This window comes from Collinsella sp. AM31-2AC, from assembly GCF_003469285.1.
GTDB classification, from domain to species: Bacteria; Actinomycetota; Coriobacteriia; order Coriobacteriales; family Coriobacteriaceae; genus Collinsella; species Collinsella aerofaciens_AT.
In genome coordinates this window covers 133,297-149,941 of sequence record NZ_QSJB01000004.1, presented here as the reverse complement: position 1 = coordinate 149,941, position 16,645 = coordinate 133,297, and the positions used below count along the sequence as shown (strand labels likewise).

The following is a 16,645-nucleotide window of genomic DNA, read 5'->3' as shown; positions in this document are numbered from 1 at the left end:
CAAATCCAAGTTAGACCATTTCAAATGGTTCGATGTCTGCCCGGATGCGACACTGAATGTGTCCATCCTCGCAGTATCCGGTTCTCAAGGTGCACGCTCTGCGGCTCATCCGGTCCGACCGGGCCGCGCGGCAAGGAGATATATTGCCAGACCACGAAGCCCTGTGGGACGTCAATTCAACTCTTCACAAGTCCTACACAACATATTGCTTTCTATAGGTAATAGAATGACTGGTGCGGATCTTCCGCACGTATCAGATGATGACCCTTTGGTTCAGGAATATATAGAGATCGGTCACCTATAAGTGTTTATCTACCCGCGCTTTTAGCAATGTAAACCGCGCTTCAGATAAAAAGAGGGAGCGCCGCGCACAACGCGACACTCCCCTAGCGATTCAAGAGAATCTATTAGGCCTCTAGAGCCTTCTTGGCGATGGTGGCCAGCTCGTTGAAGGACTCGATGTCCTCGTAAGCCATCTGAGCCAGGACCTTGCGGTCGAGCTCGATGCCGGCAACCTTCAGGCCGTGCATGAACTGAGAGTAAGAGATGTCGTTCAGACGAGCAGCAGCGTTGATACGAGTAATCCAGAGAGAACGGATCTCGCGCTTCTTGTTGCGGCGATCACGATACTGATACTGCAGGGAGTGCTGGACCTGCTCTTTAGCATGCTTGTAAGTACGCGAAGCGGCACCGTAGTAACCCTTCGCACGGTGCATAACGGTACGGCGCTTCTTCTTGGCGGCAACAGCGCGCTTAATACGTGCCATGTTCTATCAACTCCTAGACGGTAAAACGAAAAACGGGAACGCGAACTTAGGCGAGACGCGACTTGATGACCTTGCGGTCGGCAGCGGCGATCTCGGTCTCCTGACGGAAGCCACGCTTACGCTTGGTGGACTTCTTGCTCAGGATGTGGCTCTTGAAAGCCTTGGCGCGCATAAGCTTGCCGGTACCAGTCTTGCGGAAACGCTTCTTGGTGCCGCTGTGGGACTTCATCTTAGGCATGAAATACTCCTTAATCGGTTACAGAACACTAGTTACTTGGTATCGCTTGCCGCTTTATCCTCATCGAAGGCGCCCTTAATCGGGGCGAGCAGCATAAGCATGTTACGGCCTTCCATCTTAGGCTTGGACTCGACCGTAGCGTAAGGCTTGAGATCCTCGGCGAGACGCTCGAGAACGTTAAGACCCTGCTCCGGATGAGCCATCTCACGGCCGCGGAACATGATGGTGATCTTAACGCGTGCGCCCTTCTTGAGGAAACGCAGAACGTGGCCCTTCTTGGTCTCGTAATCGCCAACGTCGATCTTGGGTCGGAACTTCATTTCCTTGACCTCGACCTTGGACTGGTTCTTACGAGCGGCCTTGGCCTTCATGGCCTGCTGGTACTTGAACTTACCGTAGTCCATGACCTTGCAGACCGGCGGCTCCGCGTTGGGAGCGATCTCGACCAGGTCGAGACCCTGATCGTCAGCGACGCGCTGGGCATCGCGGATGGCGAACAGGCCGAGCTGTGAGCCATCGACGCCAATCAAACGGCACGAAGATGCAGTGATCTCGTCGTTGATGCGGGTGTCATCAGACTTAGCTATTTTCCCTACCTCCATTCATAAAAAAATAACCCGGCGCTTCTTTGCAACCAGGTCGTACACATAGACTTCCTCGATTTGAGGAAGGGAATCTAAGTTGTATGACCAGTCAGCTGCTCATTGGCGCCAAAAGGTGGGAACCCTCGGGTTCCTCTTTAGGGCATTGCGGGAACAACGCCTTGCGAATAATAACACGTACCGCGCGTTATCACATTACGTACACGAAAAAGGGGGCCTTGACCCCCTTGAACGCTCGCTTGCATGAATGGTGCCCGAGGCGAGACTCGAAGGGCCTTCGCTTCGCGAAGCCCCGGGCTTCGGGCGCACGACGCCCTCGCCACGCTCCGCTACAAACAGGCCACAGGCCTGTTTGCTTAACGCTCCGCGCGCTCGCGCGAGTTCGGCACGAAAAAGGGGGCCTTGACCCCCTTGAACGCTCACTTGCATGTATGGTGCCCGAGGCGAGACTCGAACTCGCACGTTGTTGCCAACGGTGGATTTTGAGTCCACTGCGTCTGCCAATTCCGCCACTCGGGCACGTAATGCGTGAGTTAGTTTATCACAGCTTTCTATCGATTAGTCCGAAAATGGAACTTCGAGCATTTCGATGAGTTCGACCGTGCGGAGCATCTCGCGCTGACGGCATCCGCGACCGTCGACCGAAGCCTCACCCATCTGGTTATCGTAAGGGTCCTCGCGCATGCCGTCGAAAGAGGGCTCAAACTCTGCCTGGAATCGATTGTTGGCCACCATACGCCACGGGTCGAGATTGCCAAAGTAGTGACGGCGGCGCCACTCCTCCCCCATCCTGCGAGCAGAAGATCCAAATGACACGTCGGCGTTGAGCCAACCGGTCTGCGGCGTATAGAACTCTGCCCAGTCGTGCGACCCCACCGAATCGGGCGCAACGTACAGGCCGCTCTGCCAACGGGCAGGCACGCCCGCGATACGGCACATGGTGATAAACGTGAGCGCCATAACGCCGCAATCGCCGCGGAGCGAATGCGCGCAGTCATCGACAATAGATCCCAAAAGCAAGTACGGCGGCTGATAGCGATAGTCGATATGCTGCGTCAGGTAATCATAGATAGCACGGGCGCGATCGAGCGGATCCTCGAGTCCGTCAACAACACCGGCCGTCAGCTGCAGCAGATACGGCGTGAATGCAATGTGCGGACGGTCCTCGGAAATATCCTCGGGCAGAGGCGCGTCCATACGCGGATGAACCGGAAGTGTGCCACCGTAGACATCACAATAAGCAGCATCGATGTGATAGCGATAGGTCGCCGAGAATGAGCGCTCACTCGAAGAAGACCACGAGACGGTACGCGCCGAAGCGTTCGCGGGAGCAACAGCACCCTCCGGCGTCATGTCGAGAATGTCGACCCGAGACTGCTGGCGGCAGGTGGCGGCAACGGGAAGCCAAGCGCGAACGGTCTCCCCCTCTAGAGCGCCGGGGACAGACACAGACGCTTTAAGCGTAATGACGCGAGCCAATCCGTTTTGCGACTCCATCTCCTTGAGCATCTCGTTGCGCAGTGCAATTCCGTCCGTAGGATCGGGACGCATGCCGGGGACCTCTTTGGGATATACGCGAAGCGAATCGAGGAAGTTGTCGAGAACGAACAGCTCGCCATCGATAAAGCGCCAGTCAATACGCTTACGGTCAATCAGGTCGTCAAACTGCTCCTCGGCAAACTCAGGCCACTCCTCGCGAATCATCGCAATAGCTCGATCGCGCGACACCGAAAAATGAAGCGGCGTCTCAAGCATGCGATACCGCTCGGCACGAACGCAGGCAGCAAGCAAGGGATCGGGATCTTGGGCAAGTAGGCAGTCGCAAGCCTCAATAGCCCGCGAAAGATACCCCGCGTCCTTTAAACGCAGAATCTCAGGTGGCAAGCCAACATCTAGAAAACGGAAGTCATCATTGCAAACATCAACAGAGCAACCAACAGGACCCTCGTCAATAACCTTCCCATCCGAAGGCAGCACATTAATAACAGCCATACCAAAACTCCAAGTCACTAGAACGCTTGAAGCCCATTGTAGCGAGATAAAAAGAAAGCCCCAACAAGGGAGCCATCAACACCGCTGAACGGTAGTCAAATAAATAATTCAGCCTCGTAACCCTGCGGCGTTAAACGAAGGAAGCCCCGTCCCCCGGAGCTGTTTTCTTGGCGCGACTTCTGGCAAAGCCAGGTGAGCGCAAAGGAAACAGTATAGGGGGACGGGGCTTCCGGCGGGAAGTTTAGCGACGCTTACGCCTTGTTGACGGAGCCAAACTCCTCCATGAGCTCCTTGGTGCGGGCGACGATGTTGTCGCGACCAGGCTTGAGGAGCTTGCGGGGATCAAAGCCCTTGCCCTGCTGATCCTTGCCAGCCTCGATGTACTCGCGGACGCCCTTGGCGAAGACGAGCTGCAGGTCGGTGTTGACATTGATCTTGGAGATGCCCAGGGAAATGGCCTTCTTGATCTGATCCTCGGGGATGCCGGTGCCACCGTGCAGGACGAGGGGCAGGTCGCCGGTCTGAGCCTTGATCTCGCCCAGACGCTCGAAGGAAAGGCCAGCCCAGTCGGCGGGATACACGCCGTGGATGTTGCCGATGCCGCAGGCGAGGAAGTCGACGCCCAGGTCAGCGATCTGCTTGCACTCAGCAGGATCAGCGAGCTCGCCGCTGGAGGTCACGCCGTCCTCGGTGCCGCCGATGCCGCCGACCTCGGCCTCGATGGACATGCCCTTGGAGTGGGCAAGCTCAACGAGCTCCTTGGTGCGGTCGAGGTTAAGCTGGAAGGTCTCCTCGTGAGAGCCGTCATACATGATGGACGTGAAGCCGGCCTCGATGCACTTGAAGCAGTCCTCGTAAGAACCGTGATCGAGGTGAAGGGCGACGGGAACGGTAACGCCCGTGGCCTCGACGGCAGCCTTGACCATGTCGGCGCAGACCTTGAAACCGCCCATCCACTTAGCGGCACCAGCGGTGCACTGAAGGATCAGCGGAGACTTGGCCTCCTCGGCGGCCTGGAGAATAGCCAGGGTCCACTCGAGGTTGTTGGTGTTGAAGGCACCGAGACCGTACTTGCCGGCCTCAGCCTTCTTGAGCATGTCTGCTGCGTTGACGAGCATAAAAGAAACCTCCTGTAAGGTTGCTCCGATAACGCCTGAGATTTTACCACGGCGTACCCGAGCATAAACGTTCATTTGTTCACGAATATCGTCCAAACAGACTTTTTTTGACCGTTTGCCCTACGGAATTGACCCGTTGGGGAAAAATAGCTTGACGTTTGGACGCTTCTCGTGCTTCAAAAGCCGACTATTAAGCTACATCTGCATGAAAGGGTTCTGCATGAGCTCGCGTGCCATGGTGGTCGAATCGCCATGGCCCGTTAAGCAAACGGTATCGGGCGGGAGAAGCCGGGCGAGCTTGGAGAGCGAGCGCAGGATCGCCGCCTCGTCTCCTCCAGAAAGATCGGTGCGGCCGTGGCTGCCCGGGAATAGCGTGTCGCCCACAAAGGCAATGTTCCCCTGCTCGGTGGCGGCGAACAGAACGATGCCGCCCGGTGTGTGCCCGGGCACCTCAATTACCTGCAGGCAAATGTCGCCCAGCTCAATGGTGTCGCCCTCGGCAAGCAGCCGCGTCGGCTCACCTGGATCGGGCGTCTCGATGCCCCACATCGCTCGCTGCTCCTCGATATTCGCATGCGGCACTGCTGCGTCCTTGCCACACAGCTCGTACAGGGCGTCGGCGCCAACGGCGGCCCGAACTCCAGCGACACCGCCAACATGGTCGGCGTGACCGTGCGTACAAATGGCGCCGAGCACTTGCACATCGGGATGCTCGGCTCGAATATGTTCCACCAAACGCTCGCCTTCCCACGCGGGGTCGATAATCACGCACTCATTGTCCGAAATAACAGCATAGCTATTGGTCTGAATGGGACCGTTTGCGAGCGTCTCAATCTCGACCGATCCCTTGGGAGTTAAATCCAAGGGCACAGCACTCATGTCCCTCTCCTCTCTATAGAACTCGAGGCATCAAACGATGCCTCGAGTGTAGCGAATATCGATAATGTGGCACGTTCGTCGCGACTAAACGCGGCGCTTGAGCTGGGCTCCACCCTCGCCGGGCATCAGGCGGCGAGCATCGTAGACCGAATCGACGCTGCTGATGGAAGCCAGCAGCGGATCCAGACCACTCGCGTCCGAGATCTCGACCATAAAGCGCAGGGTTGCAATACCCTCGCGGTTGGTCGACGTGGCGGCAGAAAGGATATTGCCGCCCGCATCGCCAATGGCAATGGTGACATCCTTGAGAAGGCCCATGCGGTCCAGGCACTCGACCACGATCTCGACCTGGAAGAGGGTGTCGGCAGCGCCGTCCCACTCCACTTCGATCATGCGCTCGGGATGCTCCATAAGACCCTTGACGTTGGGGCAATTGGCGCGATGCACCGAAACGCCACGACCGCGCGTGATGAAGCCGACGATGTCGTCGCCCGTCACCGGATTGCAGCAATGCGCCAGACGGACCAGCAGGCCGCTGTTGCTCTCGCCCTTGACGATAATGCCGTTGCTGGCGCTCTTGCCGCGCTTTTGCGGCTTGCGGTTGGAACCGCGGGCAGGCTGCTTGACGACCTCGGCAATAGCCTCGGCCTTGGAGAGCTGCTCCTCGGGCTTGGGGTCCAAGATTTGCTCGACCTTGTTACCCACAGCGCGAGGGGCAACCTTGCCGGCGCCGACGGCGGCAAACAGGTCCTCGAGCTGCTTGTAATTAAACTGCTCCGCCACGGCGTTGAGCGCACGCGTGGATCGCGGCGTAGAGATGCCATACCCGCGCTTGCGCAGGTCCTTGGCCAGTATATCGCGGCCGGCAGCAGCGTCATCGTCTTTGGTCGCGGCGGCGAAGTAACGGCGGATCTTTGACTTGGCCGAAGGTGTCTTGACGATCTTGAGCCAATCGCGCGACGGCTTGGAACTCTTGTTGGTCAGGATTTCAACGCGATCGCCCGTCTTGATCTCGTGCGTGAGCGGGGCCACCGCACCGTTGATCTTAGCGCCGACGCAGTGGTTGCCCACCTCGGTGTGAACGGCATAGGCAAAGTCGAGCGGCGTGGAGCCGGCACGAAGCGCCATGACCTCGCCCTTGGGCGTAAAGACGAAGATCTCCTGATCGAACAGATCGACCTTCAGCGAATGCAGGTATTCCTTGGCGTCGGTGATCTCATCAGACGCAGCCCAATCGAGCGAATGTTTGAGCCAGTTAATCTGGTCGTCCAGACGCTGGGCATCATTGGTCTTAGACGCAGACGATCCGCCCGACTTCTTATAGAGCCAGTGGGCAGCAATACCGTACTCGGCCTGCTCGTGCATCTCGTAGGTACGAATCTGAATCTCGAGCGGACGAGCCGTGGGGCCGATAACCGTCGTGTGGAGCGACTGGTAGTTATTGACCTTGGGCATGGCGATATAGTCTTTAAAACGACCGGGCATGGGATGCCACAATGTGTGCACCGCACCGAGCGTAGAGTAGCAATCGCGCACCGAATGGGTGATGACGCGCAACGCCACCAGGTCGTAAATCTCGGAGAACTCCTTGCCCTTGCGCTTCATCTTTTGATAGATGGACCAATAGTGCTTGGAACGACCGTTGATCTGGAAGCCCTCGAGGCCAATGCGATTGAGCTCATCGGTGAGTGTCTTGATGGTCTCGGCCAGATAGCGCTCGCGCACCTCGCGCGACTCAGCCACCATGCGCGCGATGCGCTGGTAGGCATCGGGCTCCAAATAGAAGAAGGACAGGTCCTCGAGTTCCCACTTGATAGAGCTCATGCCCAGGCGGTCGGCCAGGGGCGCGTACACGTCCATGGTCTCGCGCGCCTTAAACAGGCGGCGGTCCTCGCGCAGGGCGGCAAGCGTGCGCATATTATGCAGGCGGTCGGCGAGTTTGACGATGATAACGCGAATGTCCTTGGACATGGCAAGGAACATCTTGCGCAGCGTAAGCGCCTGCTTCTCGTCCATGCTGTCGACTTCGATGTTGGTGAGCTTGGTCACGCCGTCGACGAGCTCTGCCACGGTTTCGCCAAACAGGCCGGAAACATCGGCAAGCGAGGTCTCGGTATCCTCGACGGTATCGTGCAGCAGCGCGGCGCACACCACGTCACAGTCCATCTTAAGGTCGGCCAAAATGATGGCCACCTCGACGGGATGGTTGATGTACATCTCGCCCGAGCGGCGCTTTTGGTTGCAATGCTTCTCGGCGGCAAAGCAGTAGGCCTGTTCCACCTTAGAGAAGTCGTCCTCATTCATATATTTGAGGCACAGGCGCTCCAGCTTGTCGTAGCTGTCCGCCATAATCTCGGGTGGCAGCTCATCGGCATGCTTATAGTGCTCCATCTCCGAAAAAGGCTGGAGGGTGGAATCATGGGCGGTACGGGCTGCGGCATCCATCGAGGTCCCCTTCCCCTAGGCCCGCGGTACGATCGGGCGGTTAACTTTGGCTAGCATATCAGAAGCGCACGAATCGAGCGCCCAGCTCCGGAAAGCCGAGAACTCCATGCGCGAGCGCAAGCCCTCCAAATAGCGAATCGACCTGCTCAATTGCACGCGGCCGGGGTTTTCGGCCATCGCGATGCGACGGGTGTCATCAAACCCCGAAACGCGACAGAAACCAAGCTCTTCGAAGATTCCCAGGCCGCTTTCCACCGAGCGCTCGTCAACCGGCGTGCGAGCATCGATGGCAAGACACATCTGAGCGATGTCGATATCGCTCGCGCTAAAGGAATCGTCCCCGGTCTTGCCGCGGTTGGAGCGCCACATGGTCTGCAACGCGCGATAGAGCGTGACGAGTTCGTCGCGCTCGGGCGCATAGCAGTCGAGTAGGCGCTCGTTAATGCGGGCATCGCGCGACGAATAGAGCAGATGGATCACGGCGGGCTGGCCATCGCGACCGGCGCGGCCGCTCATCTGGTTAAACTCAATGCCGCCAAACGGCATGTGGTAGAGCACGACATGGCGGATATCGGGCAGGTTCACGCCCTCACCAAAGGCAGATGTCGAAACGATGCAACTGAGGCTGCCATCTCGAAACGCCTCTTCGACGCGGCGGCGATCGGAGCGCGCAAGCCCGGCGTTATAGAACGCGATATGGGTCGCACAGTCTGGTACGCGCTTGCGCAACGTCTTGGCAAGCGCCACGGACTGGTCGCGCGAGTTGACGTAAATGACGGTCTTCTCCCCCGTCGCCACAATCGACACCAGGCGATTTTCGCGGCTCGCAAGATCGCGGTCGTCCTCGAGCTGCAAGTTCTCGCGCACGGTCTCGTCGACCACCGTACGGGTAATCGGCAACACGCGGGCAAGCTCCGCCACGACCGGAGCCGTCGCGGTGGCCGTCGCCGCCATAACGACCGGATCGCCCAGGGCCTTGAGGATATCGGGCATGTCGAGGTATGCGCTACGGTCGCCGCCCTTGGCAAGACCGGCATGATGCGCCTCGTCGATAACGACAAACCCGATACGACCCGAGCGAGCAAAGCGGTCGCGGTGAATAGACAGGAACTCAGGCGTCGTGAGCACGATGCCGGTGCGGCCCGAAGCCAAGCCGGCAAACACGTCATCGCGCGCCGCCTCCACGGTCTCGCCGGTCAGCACGCCTACGCCAATGCCGAGCGCAGCCATCGTCGACGAGAGGTGATAGGCCTGGTCGGCAACGAGCGCACGCAGCGGATAGACAAAGATACTCGCACGCCCGCGAAGGACCGCCTCGCGCGCGGCGTGCACATGGAAGATAAGAGACTTTCCGCGCCCCGTTCCCATAACGGCCAGAACACTTTGGTGATCGGCCAGGGCATCGAGCGCTTCGACCTGCGCGCGGTGCGGCTGGTTCGAGCCGATAAAGCTATGGATAAGCGAGCGCGTGAGCTCGGTATAAGAAAGCTGGGCGAGCGTCTCGCGTTTACGCGACTCCAGGCGCAGGCCGGAATCCGCCGGCTGCACGCCACGGCGAAGCTCGCATGCCGGATCGTCGATATTGGACGCCGCGGGATCGCGCACCAAGACATCTTTGATCATGAGCTTGGGCTTCACGCGTCCCTGCCAATGCTCGGCCACGGCCTCGAATACCAAGTCGACGGCGCTGTCGCAATTGATGAGCCTATCGATCTGCGGCACGCGGAACATGATGGCCGGCACACTCGCGGCGCCATCGGTCGCCACAAAGCGCATGTGCTCGCCGGTTTTGCCCACCACGGCGCGATCGCACATCGTCACGCCCTCGGCAGCCAGAAGCGGCACCTTATTGCCCTGACCAAACGGCTCAAGACGAGAAATCTGCTCGATAGTCTCGATATTTAGCTCGGAGAGGTCAACGGTGGCGGCAACCTCGTCAGTGTCCTCAAAGTCATCGGCGGGAAGCTCCGATAGCACGGCCGAAAGGCGGCGGCGGAACTCATCGAGCTTGGATGCCTCGATGGTCACACCCACCGCACCGGCATGTCCGCCGCGACGAATCAGCAGGTCGGAACAACGCTCGACGGCGTCGAACAGGTTGACCTTGCCCACCGAGCGACCCGATCCGCGCGCAACGCCGTCCTCAATCGAGAAGAGCAGCGCCGGCACGTGATAACGGTTGGTCAGGCGGCTCGCTACGATACCCTTGACGCCCTCGTGCCAGCCCTCGCCACCCACGACGATTGCGCGACCGCCGTCATAGGTCTCCTCGACCTTTGCCATGGCGTCGCGTGTGAGCTCCGCCTCGATCTCGCGGCGCTGACGGTTGATTTCCTCGAGCTCGGCTGCCAGTGCACTTGCCTCGATAGGGTCGCGGGCAAGCAGCAGGTCGAGCGCCAGCTTGGGATCAGCCATGCGGCCGGCAGCATTCAGACGAGGGATGAGCGAAAACGACAGGCCGTCGGCCGTAATGGTAGAAAGGTCCGCCTTGGCGAGCGCGGCAAGCGCGATATAGCCGGGGCGAGCGGTTACGCGCATCTGCTGGATGCCCTCGGCAACCAGCGCGCGGTTCTCGGGCGTGAGCGGCATCATGTCGGACACGGTGCCCAGCGCCGCGACCTCGATTAACGAACGCCAATACAACGGCTTGCCCAGACGCTCGCCCAAAACCTGCACCAGCTTGAGCGCCACACCGGCACCGGCAAGTTCACGCGAGGGCCCCTCGTCCTCGAGTTTAGGGTCGGTCAGAGGCACGCCCTGCGGCACCTGGTCGGACGGCTCGTGATGGTCCGTGACCACCAGATCGATTCCCAGGCTCTCCAGATAGGAGACCTCTTCCTTGGCAGCGATGCCGTTATCGACGGTCACAATCAGGTTGGGCTGGGCGAGCTCGTTGACGCGGTCGAGCGCCGCGCGCGAAAGACCGTAGCCCTCGTCAAAGCGATGTGGAATAAACGGCGTAACATCGGCGCCAAACGTGCGCAGCGCCTCAGTCAACAGACAAGTCGACGTAATGCCGTCAACGTCAAAATCGCCAAAGACCGCGATGTGCTCGTGGTTGCGAATAGCACGCTCGACGCGGTCGGCAACGACCGACATGCCCGGGATAATGAGTGGGTCAGCCCAGTCGCGATCGAGCGAAGGCGTCAAAAACAGCTGGCCTTCTTCGATGGATGTAATGCCGTGCGCAACCATAATGCGCGCCACCAGCCCGGGTATTCCCAGGCCAGCCGAAAGCTCCTTTTCGAGTTCGGGGTTTTGCTGAGCGACCGCCCAGCGATGCGTCGTCTTAAGCGATGACATAGGCGCCCACCCCCGATAGGGGCAGGTCGCCGCGATACCTCTCACGGTTCATAGCGATGAGTCCTCTGTGTATGCCCGCTTCGGCAGGCAGATCTGTTGAACGGATTTATTATACCGTGCAGCGCGGACGCAAATCGCCGCAGCACGCCGCGGTTTCGGTAAACGATGCCGGTAATAGCATCGAAATATTCGAGCGTTTCTGACGCACGGACGCATGCGAGCGTCTAGCATATCCATTCAAAACGGGTTCACGGGCAAAGGGAGTCACAAGCGCATATGAAGCAATGGGTTGGACTGGGCAAGTTTCTCGCGGGGCGCATGCAGGTCATCGTTCCGATTTGCGTGGCGCTCGGCGTGCTCTTTCCCCAACAGATTGGCGTACTCAAGCCCATCGTTCCCACCTTGTTTGCCTTTATGACGTTTCAGGGTGCGCTCAGCAACACCTTTCACCAGGTAACCGAGGTGTTCCGCCGTCCGCTGCACCTGGTCTTGGCGCTGCTCGTCTCGGCGGTACTTATTCCCATCGCGGCGTATGCCATGGGGTCACTCTTCTTTGGCTCCAACCCCAACCTTGTCTGCGGCATTGTGCTCGAATACAGCGTGCCCGTGGCCGTCACCGCTTTTATGTGGATCAGCATGTTCGGCGGCAACGGCCCGCTCGCGCTCACCATCATCCTGACGTCCTCGGTCATCTCGCCGGTGACGATTCCGCTCACGCTCAAGCTCCTGCTGGGCGCCACCGTCGCAATCGATGTGCCGGGCATGATGCAGAACATGTCCTTTATGATTGCTATCCCCGCCGTGCTCGGCATTGTCATTAACGAGCTCACGCGCGGATGGGGACACGAAAAACTCTCCCCCGCACTCTCGCCCGCCTGTAAGTTCATGATGATGGGCGTCATCGCGTCCAACTCCACCGCTATGAGCGAGTACGTGCTACACATGAACGCGGTGCGCCTGGAAGTCGCCCTTTTTATTTTGGTCTTCGCCATCAGCGGCTTTGTCGTCGGTTTTCTGGTCGCACGTGCGCTGCATCTGCCATATAGCGAGACGACTACCATGTGCTTTACCTGCGGCATGCGCAACATCTCTTCGGGCGCCGTCATCGCCACGCAGTACTTTCCGGGCGAAGTCGTGTTCCCCGTCATGTGCGGCACGCTGTTTCAGCAGGTGCTGGCCTCGATTATCGGGCATCTCTTTGAGTGCCTAACCGGCGAGGAGCGCGCCGCCCAGCGCAAGCGGGTCGAGGCCGGTCGCGATGCCATGGGACGCTAGACTGTCCGCATTACGCGGGTGATAGTCTTGCTATACGAGCGTTTCCAGATGCGCACGCAGGCGCTCAGCATCGATATCGAGCGTGGTCTCGGCGTTGACCTGGGCCAGACGATAGCCGACAAAGTAGGGTGAAACCACCCAGCGTGGAAGCGCCTTGGCAATGGTCCGGCCATCCAAGTGATAGAAGAACAGGTTGTACGACTCTGCGCGACCGCCATGGTGCTCGTTCAGGATATAGCGCAGAGCCACCTGGATCGCATCGGCGAAGAGGTCCGCCTCGGCTTGGTCTCGCGCGTTATCGCTGGCGGCGATTCCCTGTGGGGCTGAAACGTTGACCTCAAAGAACCCCATGATCGGTTCGGTTGAGATGTTGACCGAGATTCTCCTCTGCCGCCAGACATTGATGCCTTCGAAATTGGCGGAAGTCAGCGAAGCATAGCCGTCTTCCTGCTCCAAACCCACAATCTGCATGTGCGGATGGACCAGGCTACCGCCCGAAAGCGGGCCCTTGTTCTTGTACATGAGCACGCTTTGATACTGCTGCGAATCGATCATCTGCTGCCAGCAACCCAGGGCAAACCTCATCACATGGTGGAGTTCATCCGGCTCATAGGTCACCAGGTCGGCGTCGTGATTGGCCGACTCGATCAATACGGTCTGACGGGTGGCCCGCAGGGTTTTGAACTTGTTATCGAGCCAGATGCAGTCACCGTCGCGCCGGATGATGTTGGCGAGTCCCTCCGTGTCGCAAAAGGGGCACGCGATGCCAGGACGCCGGTTGTCATCGGGCTTACCATTCGCCTGCTGAACGTCAAATACCAGCGCCACGGGTTATACCTCCAGCGGCACAATCTTGGTGCCATGGAGCTCGGAGACACCGAGTGCCGCCGCCACGGCATTGCGGTTGGCCGTGGTAATGCCGCCGCCGGGAAGGATGGTCAGGCGATCGCCCGCGTACTCAATCAAGCGGGCCAGGTTTTCGAAGTTGTCCTCGATCGGCGTATCGGCAGCACCACCGTGCGTCAGAATGCGTGTGACGCCACAGTCGGCGAGCGTATCAATGGCGTCCAGCTGAGCCTCGGGCGAGAGCTGGTCGAACGCCATGTGGAAGGTGATGTCGATGGGCTCGCGCTTGCACTCCTCGGCTGCACATCCCGCAGCCATTACCAAGGCACCGAGCGTGAGTTCGTCGAGTGCCCATCCGCCAGCACAGCGTTTGCAGCAGCCAAAGACAAGACCATCGACGCCGGCACTTACGGCAAGGCCCAGGTCCATTTCCATCATGCGTAGCTCGTCCTGGTTGTACTGAAAGTCGCCGCCGCGCGGACGAATCATGCACATCACTCGCGCGTCATGCTCGTGAGCGTAACTGACCGTAGCGCTAATAACGCCGGCGGAAGGCGTGGTGCCACCGACGGCGAGGTTGTCACACAGCTCAACGCGCCTTGCACCGGCATCGATGGCCGCCGGCACCCGCTCAAAGTTCTCGGCACAAAACTCGTGCAGCATAAATAGCCCCCAAAAAGACACTTCTATTTCCACACGGCATTGTCGCACGTTAAATACCAACCCGCACGATGGAACAAAACCTTGACAAGGAGTGTCCCAAAGTGCCGGCACATAAGGAACGTCCCCAGGTGTCACCCTGAGCGATGGGTACTCATTTAAGTACGTCCCCAATGAGTACCCGCAGGGGACAGACAGACCGGACTCCCTATACGACAACTGTTGACATCATATACTATGTGTCATATAGTAGGTGTTACACAGTATACTACGAAAGGAGGTGTGCGGATGGAGGCACAGATGAAGCGCGGCTTCCTCGAGGCCTGCGTGCTCGCGGCCGTCTCGGGCGAGGAATCCTACGGCTATCAGATCGTGAAGGACGTGCCCGCGAGTATGGGGCTCACGGAATCCACGCTCTATCCGTTGCTCAAGCGCCTGGAGAAGGCGGGCTGCATCACCGCGCGCTCCGCCGAGCACAACGGGCGGCTGCGGAGGTACTACCGCATCACGGACGCCGGGCGCGAGCGTATCGCCGAGTTCCTCGCCGAATGGCCATCCGTGCAGGAGATCTACCGTTACGTGGAGGGGGCGCACCATGACGCGCGATGAGTTCTTGAACCGGCTGGGCGAGCTTCTGGCCTGCCTGCCGGCAGATCAGGTAAAGGAAACGCAGGAGTTCTACGCGGAGGCCATCGCCGACCGTATGGAGGACGGCATGACGGAGGCCGAGGCTGTGGCCGCCATGGGCACGCCCGGTGAGGTCGCCGAGGCAACGCTCGACGAACTGCCCGCCGTGCCGCGCGCGATCGCGAGGACCAAGCGCAAGAGCACGGCACTTCTATGGGCGCTCGCCATCGTGGGCTCTCCGGTATGGATTCCGCTGCTGCTCGCGTTCGTCGCCGTTGCCGCTGCAGTCTACATCTGTATTTGGGTTCTTGCGCTCTGCGTGTGGATCGTGGCCGCGGCATTCGGGGGCGCGGGCCTGGTAGGGCTCCTGTTCGCCGTGGACGGCATCATTATCGGGCATGTTCCGTACGTTTTGGCCTCGATGGGAATGGGATTCGCTTCCATCGGTGTGGCGCTCCTCACGGGAGCCGGCGCCTGGACGGCGTCCAAGCAGATCGCGCGCCTCTCTGCCCTTTGGGCGAAGAAAGCCGTTTCGCCCTTCTGGAAAGATCGAGGCAATAAGAGCCGCATGGGCGCCGAAGCGGCGCCGCTCACGGCATAGGAAGGAGTGCAAACATGTCCAGCGTAAAAAGGATTTACCTTGCCGTAGCGGGTGGGCTTGTTGCCACGGGGCTCGTCCTGGCTGCTATCGGATTTGTGGCCTCCGGCTTTAACCTCGCTGTGTTCAACACGCAGATCGACCTGCGCGATGACACCATCATTCTGGGTGGTGTTGAAATGGACGACCCGACAGGGCTTCCACTCATCGAGCAGCTTGCCGAGGTTGGCGAGATCCATATTGGATCTGCAACGGCTGGTTCGTCTTCTACTCGCAAATGATCGAGCTCGTAGCAGCCATCCCCCTTCGGGCACACCACGACGGGCGTGAGCACGCCGCACTCGGAGCCTTTTGACCTAGTCATTGGGGACGTTCTTAAACGACTAGTCATTCAAGAACGTCCCCAATGACTACCCCCAACGTCGATGTTTTGGCAACGACAGCGAAAACCCGCCAGAGCGAGCAAGGTGCCTTGAAACAAGGCGGCATTGACCTTCTGGTCATGCCGCCGAAGTTGAAAGGCAGATTGCCGCTCTGGCGGGTTTGCAGCGTCAAGTGGTTACGCGGTTCGTAGAACCGCGTAACCACCTAGCCGCCCAGGTAGGCCTTACGCACGTTATCGTCGTGCAGGAGCTCTTGGCCGGTGCCGGTCATGGTGATCTTGCCGGTCTCGAGCACGTAGCCGCGCGTGGCGATCGAAAGCGCCATCTGGGCGTTCTGCTCGACCAGAAGCACCGTTGTGCCGGCTTTGTGCAGGTCCTCGACAATCTGGAAGATCTGCTCGATCAGAATCGGCGCCAGACCCATGGAAGGTTCGTCGAGCATAAGCAGTTTGGGGTTACTCATAAGGGCGCGCCCCATAACGAGCATCTGCTGCTCGCCGCCCGAAAGGGTGCCGGCGACCTGGCGACGGCGCTCCTTCAGGCGCGGGAACTGCTCGTAGACGCGCTCAAGGCCCGGAGCAACCGTGGACTTGGGCTGCGTGTAGGCGCCCATCTCCAGGTTCTCCTCGACCGTCATCTGCAAAAAGGCGCGACGGCCCTCGGGGACCTGAGCCAGGCCCTTACCAACCAGCTTATCGGCGGGCGTATGAGTAATGTCCTCACCCATAAACTTGATGGAGCCGGTCTTGGAGCGCAGCAGGCCCGAGACCGTCTTGAGCGTTGTGGACTTGCCGGCACCGTTCGCACCGATCAGGGCCACGATCTCGCCCTCGTTAACGTTAAAGGAGATGTCCTTGATGGCGTGGATGGCGCCGTACCAGACGTTGATGTTGTAGACGGAAAGCATCGACT

At 59.4% G+C, this 16,645-nt stretch carries 16 protein-coding genes and 1 tRNA gene; 5 read left to right on the top strand and 12 right to left on the bottom strand.

The window, feature by feature from the left end:
• Positions 1 to 407 precede the first annotated feature (407 nt).
• The 9 genes from rplT to recJ all read right to left on the bottom strand — a co-directional run bounded on the left by rplT (position 408) and on the right by recJ (position 11,344).
• Positions 408 to 767: a 50S ribosomal protein L20 gene (gene rplT, locus DW796_RS03050; RefSeq protein WP_006234421.1), complete on the bottom strand. Its 360-nt coding sequence runs from the start codon at positions 765 to 767 to the stop codon at positions 408 to 410.
• Positions 768 to 813: 46 nt separating this feature from the next.
• On the bottom strand, positions 814 to 1,005 hold the full coding sequence (rpmI, locus tag DW796_RS03045) for a 50S ribosomal protein L35 (protein WP_006234422.1): 192 nt from the start codon (positions 1,003 to 1,005) through the stop codon (positions 814 to 816).
• Positions 1,006 to 1,037: 32 nt separating this feature from the next.
• Positions 1,038 to 1,607: a translation initiation factor IF-3 gene (infC, locus tag DW796_RS03040; protein WP_006234423.1), complete on the bottom strand. Its 570-nt coding sequence runs from the start codon at positions 1,605 to 1,607 to the stop codon at positions 1,038 to 1,040.
• Positions 1,608 to 2,039: 432 nt separating this feature from the next.
• Positions 2,040 to 2,126: transfer RNA gene (locus DW796_RS03035), tRNA-Leu, on the bottom strand.
• Positions 2,127 to 2,165: 39 nt separating this feature from the next.
• Positions 2,166 to 3,599 carry a transglutaminase-like domain-containing protein gene (locus tag DW796_RS03030; RefSeq protein WP_118094241.1) on the bottom strand — a complete coding sequence of 478 codons (1,434 nt, stop codon included), beginning with the start codon at positions 3,597 to 3,599 and terminating at the stop codon, positions 2,166 to 2,168.
• A 251-nt stretch (positions 3,600 to 3,850) separates the two neighbouring features.
• Positions 3,851 to 4,717: a class II fructose-1,6-bisphosphate aldolase gene (gene fba / locus DW796_RS03025; RefSeq protein ID WP_035137086.1), complete on the bottom strand. Its 867-nt coding sequence runs from the start codon at positions 4,715 to 4,717 to the stop codon at positions 3,851 to 3,853.
• 195 nt (positions 4,718 to 4,912) lie between these two features.
• Positions 4,913 to 5,596 (bottom strand): MBL fold metallo-hydrolase, encoded by a 684-nt coding sequence (locus DW796_RS03020; protein WP_118094240.1) that lies wholly within the window; start codon positions 5,594 to 5,596, stop codon positions 4,913 to 4,915.
• A gap of 84 nt (positions 5,597 to 5,680) precedes the next feature.
• Complete coding sequence (locus DW796_RS03015; RefSeq protein WP_118094239.1) at positions 5,681 to 8,041, bottom strand: bifunctional (p)ppGpp synthetase/guanosine-3',5'-bis(diphosphate) 3'-pyrophosphohydrolase; 2,361 nt, start codon at positions 8,039 to 8,041, stop codon at positions 5,681 to 5,683.
• A gap of 15 nt (positions 8,042 to 8,056) precedes the next feature.
• A complete protein-coding gene (recJ, locus tag DW796_RS03010; protein ID WP_118094238.1) occupies positions 8,057 to 11,344 on the bottom strand; it encodes a single-stranded-DNA-specific exonuclease RecJ in 3,288 nt (1,095 codons plus the stop codon).
• A gap of 276 nt (positions 11,345 to 11,620) precedes the next feature.
• Here recJ and DW796_RS03005 point away from each other — a divergent pair, with 276 nt between their 5' ends.
• The gene (locus DW796_RS03005; RefSeq protein ID WP_118094237.1) at positions 11,621 to 12,619 is read left to right on the top strand and encodes a bile acid:sodium symporter family protein; all 999 of its coding nucleotides are present in this window, start codon (positions 11,621 to 11,623) and stop codon (positions 12,617 to 12,619) included.
• A 30-nt stretch (positions 12,620 to 12,649) separates the two neighbouring features.
• Here DW796_RS03005 and DW796_RS03000 read toward each other — a convergent pair whose 3' ends face one another.
• Together DW796_RS03000 and DW796_RS02995 are read right to left on the bottom strand one after the other, a co-directional pair.
• Positions 12,650 to 13,447: a DUF4931 domain-containing protein gene (locus tag DW796_RS03000; RefSeq protein WP_118094236.1), complete on the bottom strand. Its 798-nt coding sequence runs from the start codon at positions 13,445 to 13,447 to the stop codon at positions 12,650 to 12,652.
• A gap of 3 nt (positions 13,448 to 13,450) precedes the next feature.
• The gene (locus DW796_RS02995; protein WP_118094235.1) at positions 13,451 to 14,128 is read right to left on the bottom strand and encodes a copper homeostasis protein CutC; all 678 of its coding nucleotides are present in this window, start codon (positions 14,126 to 14,128) and stop codon (positions 13,451 to 13,453) included.
• A gap of 285 nt (positions 14,129 to 14,413) precedes the next feature.
• Between DW796_RS02995 and DW796_RS02990 the strand changes: the two genes are divergently transcribed.
• From DW796_RS02990 to DW796_RS10525, 4 genes are all read left to right on the top strand, one after another.
• Complete coding sequence (locus DW796_RS02990) at positions 14,414 to 14,734, top strand: PadR family transcriptional regulator (RefSeq protein WP_187362357.1); 321 nt, start codon at positions 14,414 to 14,416, stop codon at positions 14,732 to 14,734.
• Complete coding sequence (locus tag DW796_RS02985; RefSeq protein WP_117655177.1) at positions 14,721 to 15,353, top strand: DUF1700 domain-containing protein; 633 nt, start codon at positions 14,721 to 14,723, stop codon at positions 15,351 to 15,353. Before DW796_RS02990 ends, DW796_RS02985 begins: the two co-directional genes overlap by 14 nt.
• A gap of 14 nt (positions 15,354 to 15,367) precedes the next feature.
• Positions 15,368 to 15,631, top strand: a complete 264-nt coding sequence (locus DW796_RS02980; protein WP_118094234.1) for a hypothetical protein — start codon at positions 15,368 to 15,370, stop codon at positions 15,629 to 15,631.
• Positions 15,632 to 15,756: 125 nt separating this feature from the next.
• Positions 15,757 to 15,924, top strand: a complete 168-nt coding sequence (locus DW796_RS10525; protein ID WP_187362356.1) for a hypothetical protein — start codon at positions 15,757 to 15,759, stop codon at positions 15,922 to 15,924.
• 14 nt (positions 15,925 to 15,938) lie between these two features.
• Here the strand turns inward: DW796_RS10525 and DW796_RS02975 are convergent, their stop codons facing one another.
• Positions 15,939 to 16,640 (bottom strand): ABC transporter ATP-binding protein, encoded by a 702-nt coding sequence (locus DW796_RS02975; protein WP_035137222.1) that lies wholly within the window; start codon positions 16,638 to 16,640, stop codon positions 15,939 to 15,941.
• Positions 16,641 to 16,645: the final 5 nt, after the last annotated feature.

What these genes read in the sequence shown, in the direction of transcription:
- DW796_RS03030 (WP_118094241.1), bottom strand. Translation starts at nt 3,599, where the DNA reads ATGGCTGTTATTAATGTGCTGCCTTCGGATGGGAAGGTTATTGACGAG.
- infC (WP_006234423.1), bottom strand. Translation starts at nt 1,607, where the DNA reads ATGGAGGTAGGGAAAATAGCTAAGTCTGATGACACCCGCATCAACGAC.
- DW796_RS02975 (WP_035137222.1), bottom strand. Translation starts at nt 16,640, where the DNA reads ATGCTTTCCGTCTACAACATCAACGTCTGGTACGGCGCCATCCACGCC.
- DW796_RS02980 (WP_118094234.1), top strand. Translation starts at nt 15,368, where the DNA reads ATGTCCAGCGTAAAAAGGATTTACCTTGCCGTAGCGGGTGGGCTTGTT.
- DW796_RS03020 (WP_118094240.1), bottom strand. Translation starts at nt 5,596, where the DNA reads ATGAGTGCTGTGCCCTTGGATTTAACTCCCAAGGGATCGGTCGAGATT.
- recJ (WP_118094238.1), bottom strand. Translation starts at nt 11,344, where the DNA reads ATGTCATCGCTTAAGACGACGCATCGCTGGGCGGTCGCTCAGCAAAAC.
- rpmI (WP_006234422.1), bottom strand. Translation starts at nt 1,005, where the DNA reads ATGCCTAAGATGAAGTCCCACAGCGGCACCAAGAAGCGTTTCCGCAAG.
- DW796_RS03005 (WP_118094237.1), top strand. Translation starts at nt 11,621, where the DNA reads ATGAAGCAATGGGTTGGACTGGGCAAGTTTCTCGCGGGGCGCATGCAG.
- DW796_RS10525 (WP_187362356.1), top strand. Translation starts at nt 15,757, where the DNA reads ATGACTACCCCCAACGTCGATGTTTTGGCAACGACAGCGAAAACCCGC.
- rplT (WP_006234421.1), bottom strand. Translation starts at nt 767, where the DNA reads ATGGCACGTATTAAGCGCGCTGTTGCCGCCAAGAAGAAGCGCCGTACC.
- DW796_RS02995 (WP_118094235.1), bottom strand. Translation starts at nt 14,128, where the DNA reads ATGCTGCACGAGTTTTGTGCCGAGAACTTTGAGCGGGTGCCGGCGGCC.
- DW796_RS02985 (WP_117655177.1), top strand. Translation starts at nt 14,721, where the DNA reads ATGACGCGCGATGAGTTCTTGAACCGGCTGGGCGAGCTTCTGGCCTGC.
- DW796_RS02990 (WP_187362357.1), top strand. Translation starts at nt 14,414, where the DNA reads ATGGAGGCACAGATGAAGCGCGGCTTCCTCGAGGCCTGCGTGCTCGCG.
- fba (WP_035137086.1), bottom strand. Translation starts at nt 4,717, where the DNA reads ATGCTCGTCAACGCAGCAGACATGCTCAAGAAGGCTGAGGCCGGCAAG.
- DW796_RS03015 (WP_118094239.1), bottom strand. Translation starts at nt 8,041, where the DNA reads ATGGATGCCGCAGCCCGTACCGCCCATGATTCCACCCTCCAGCCTTTT.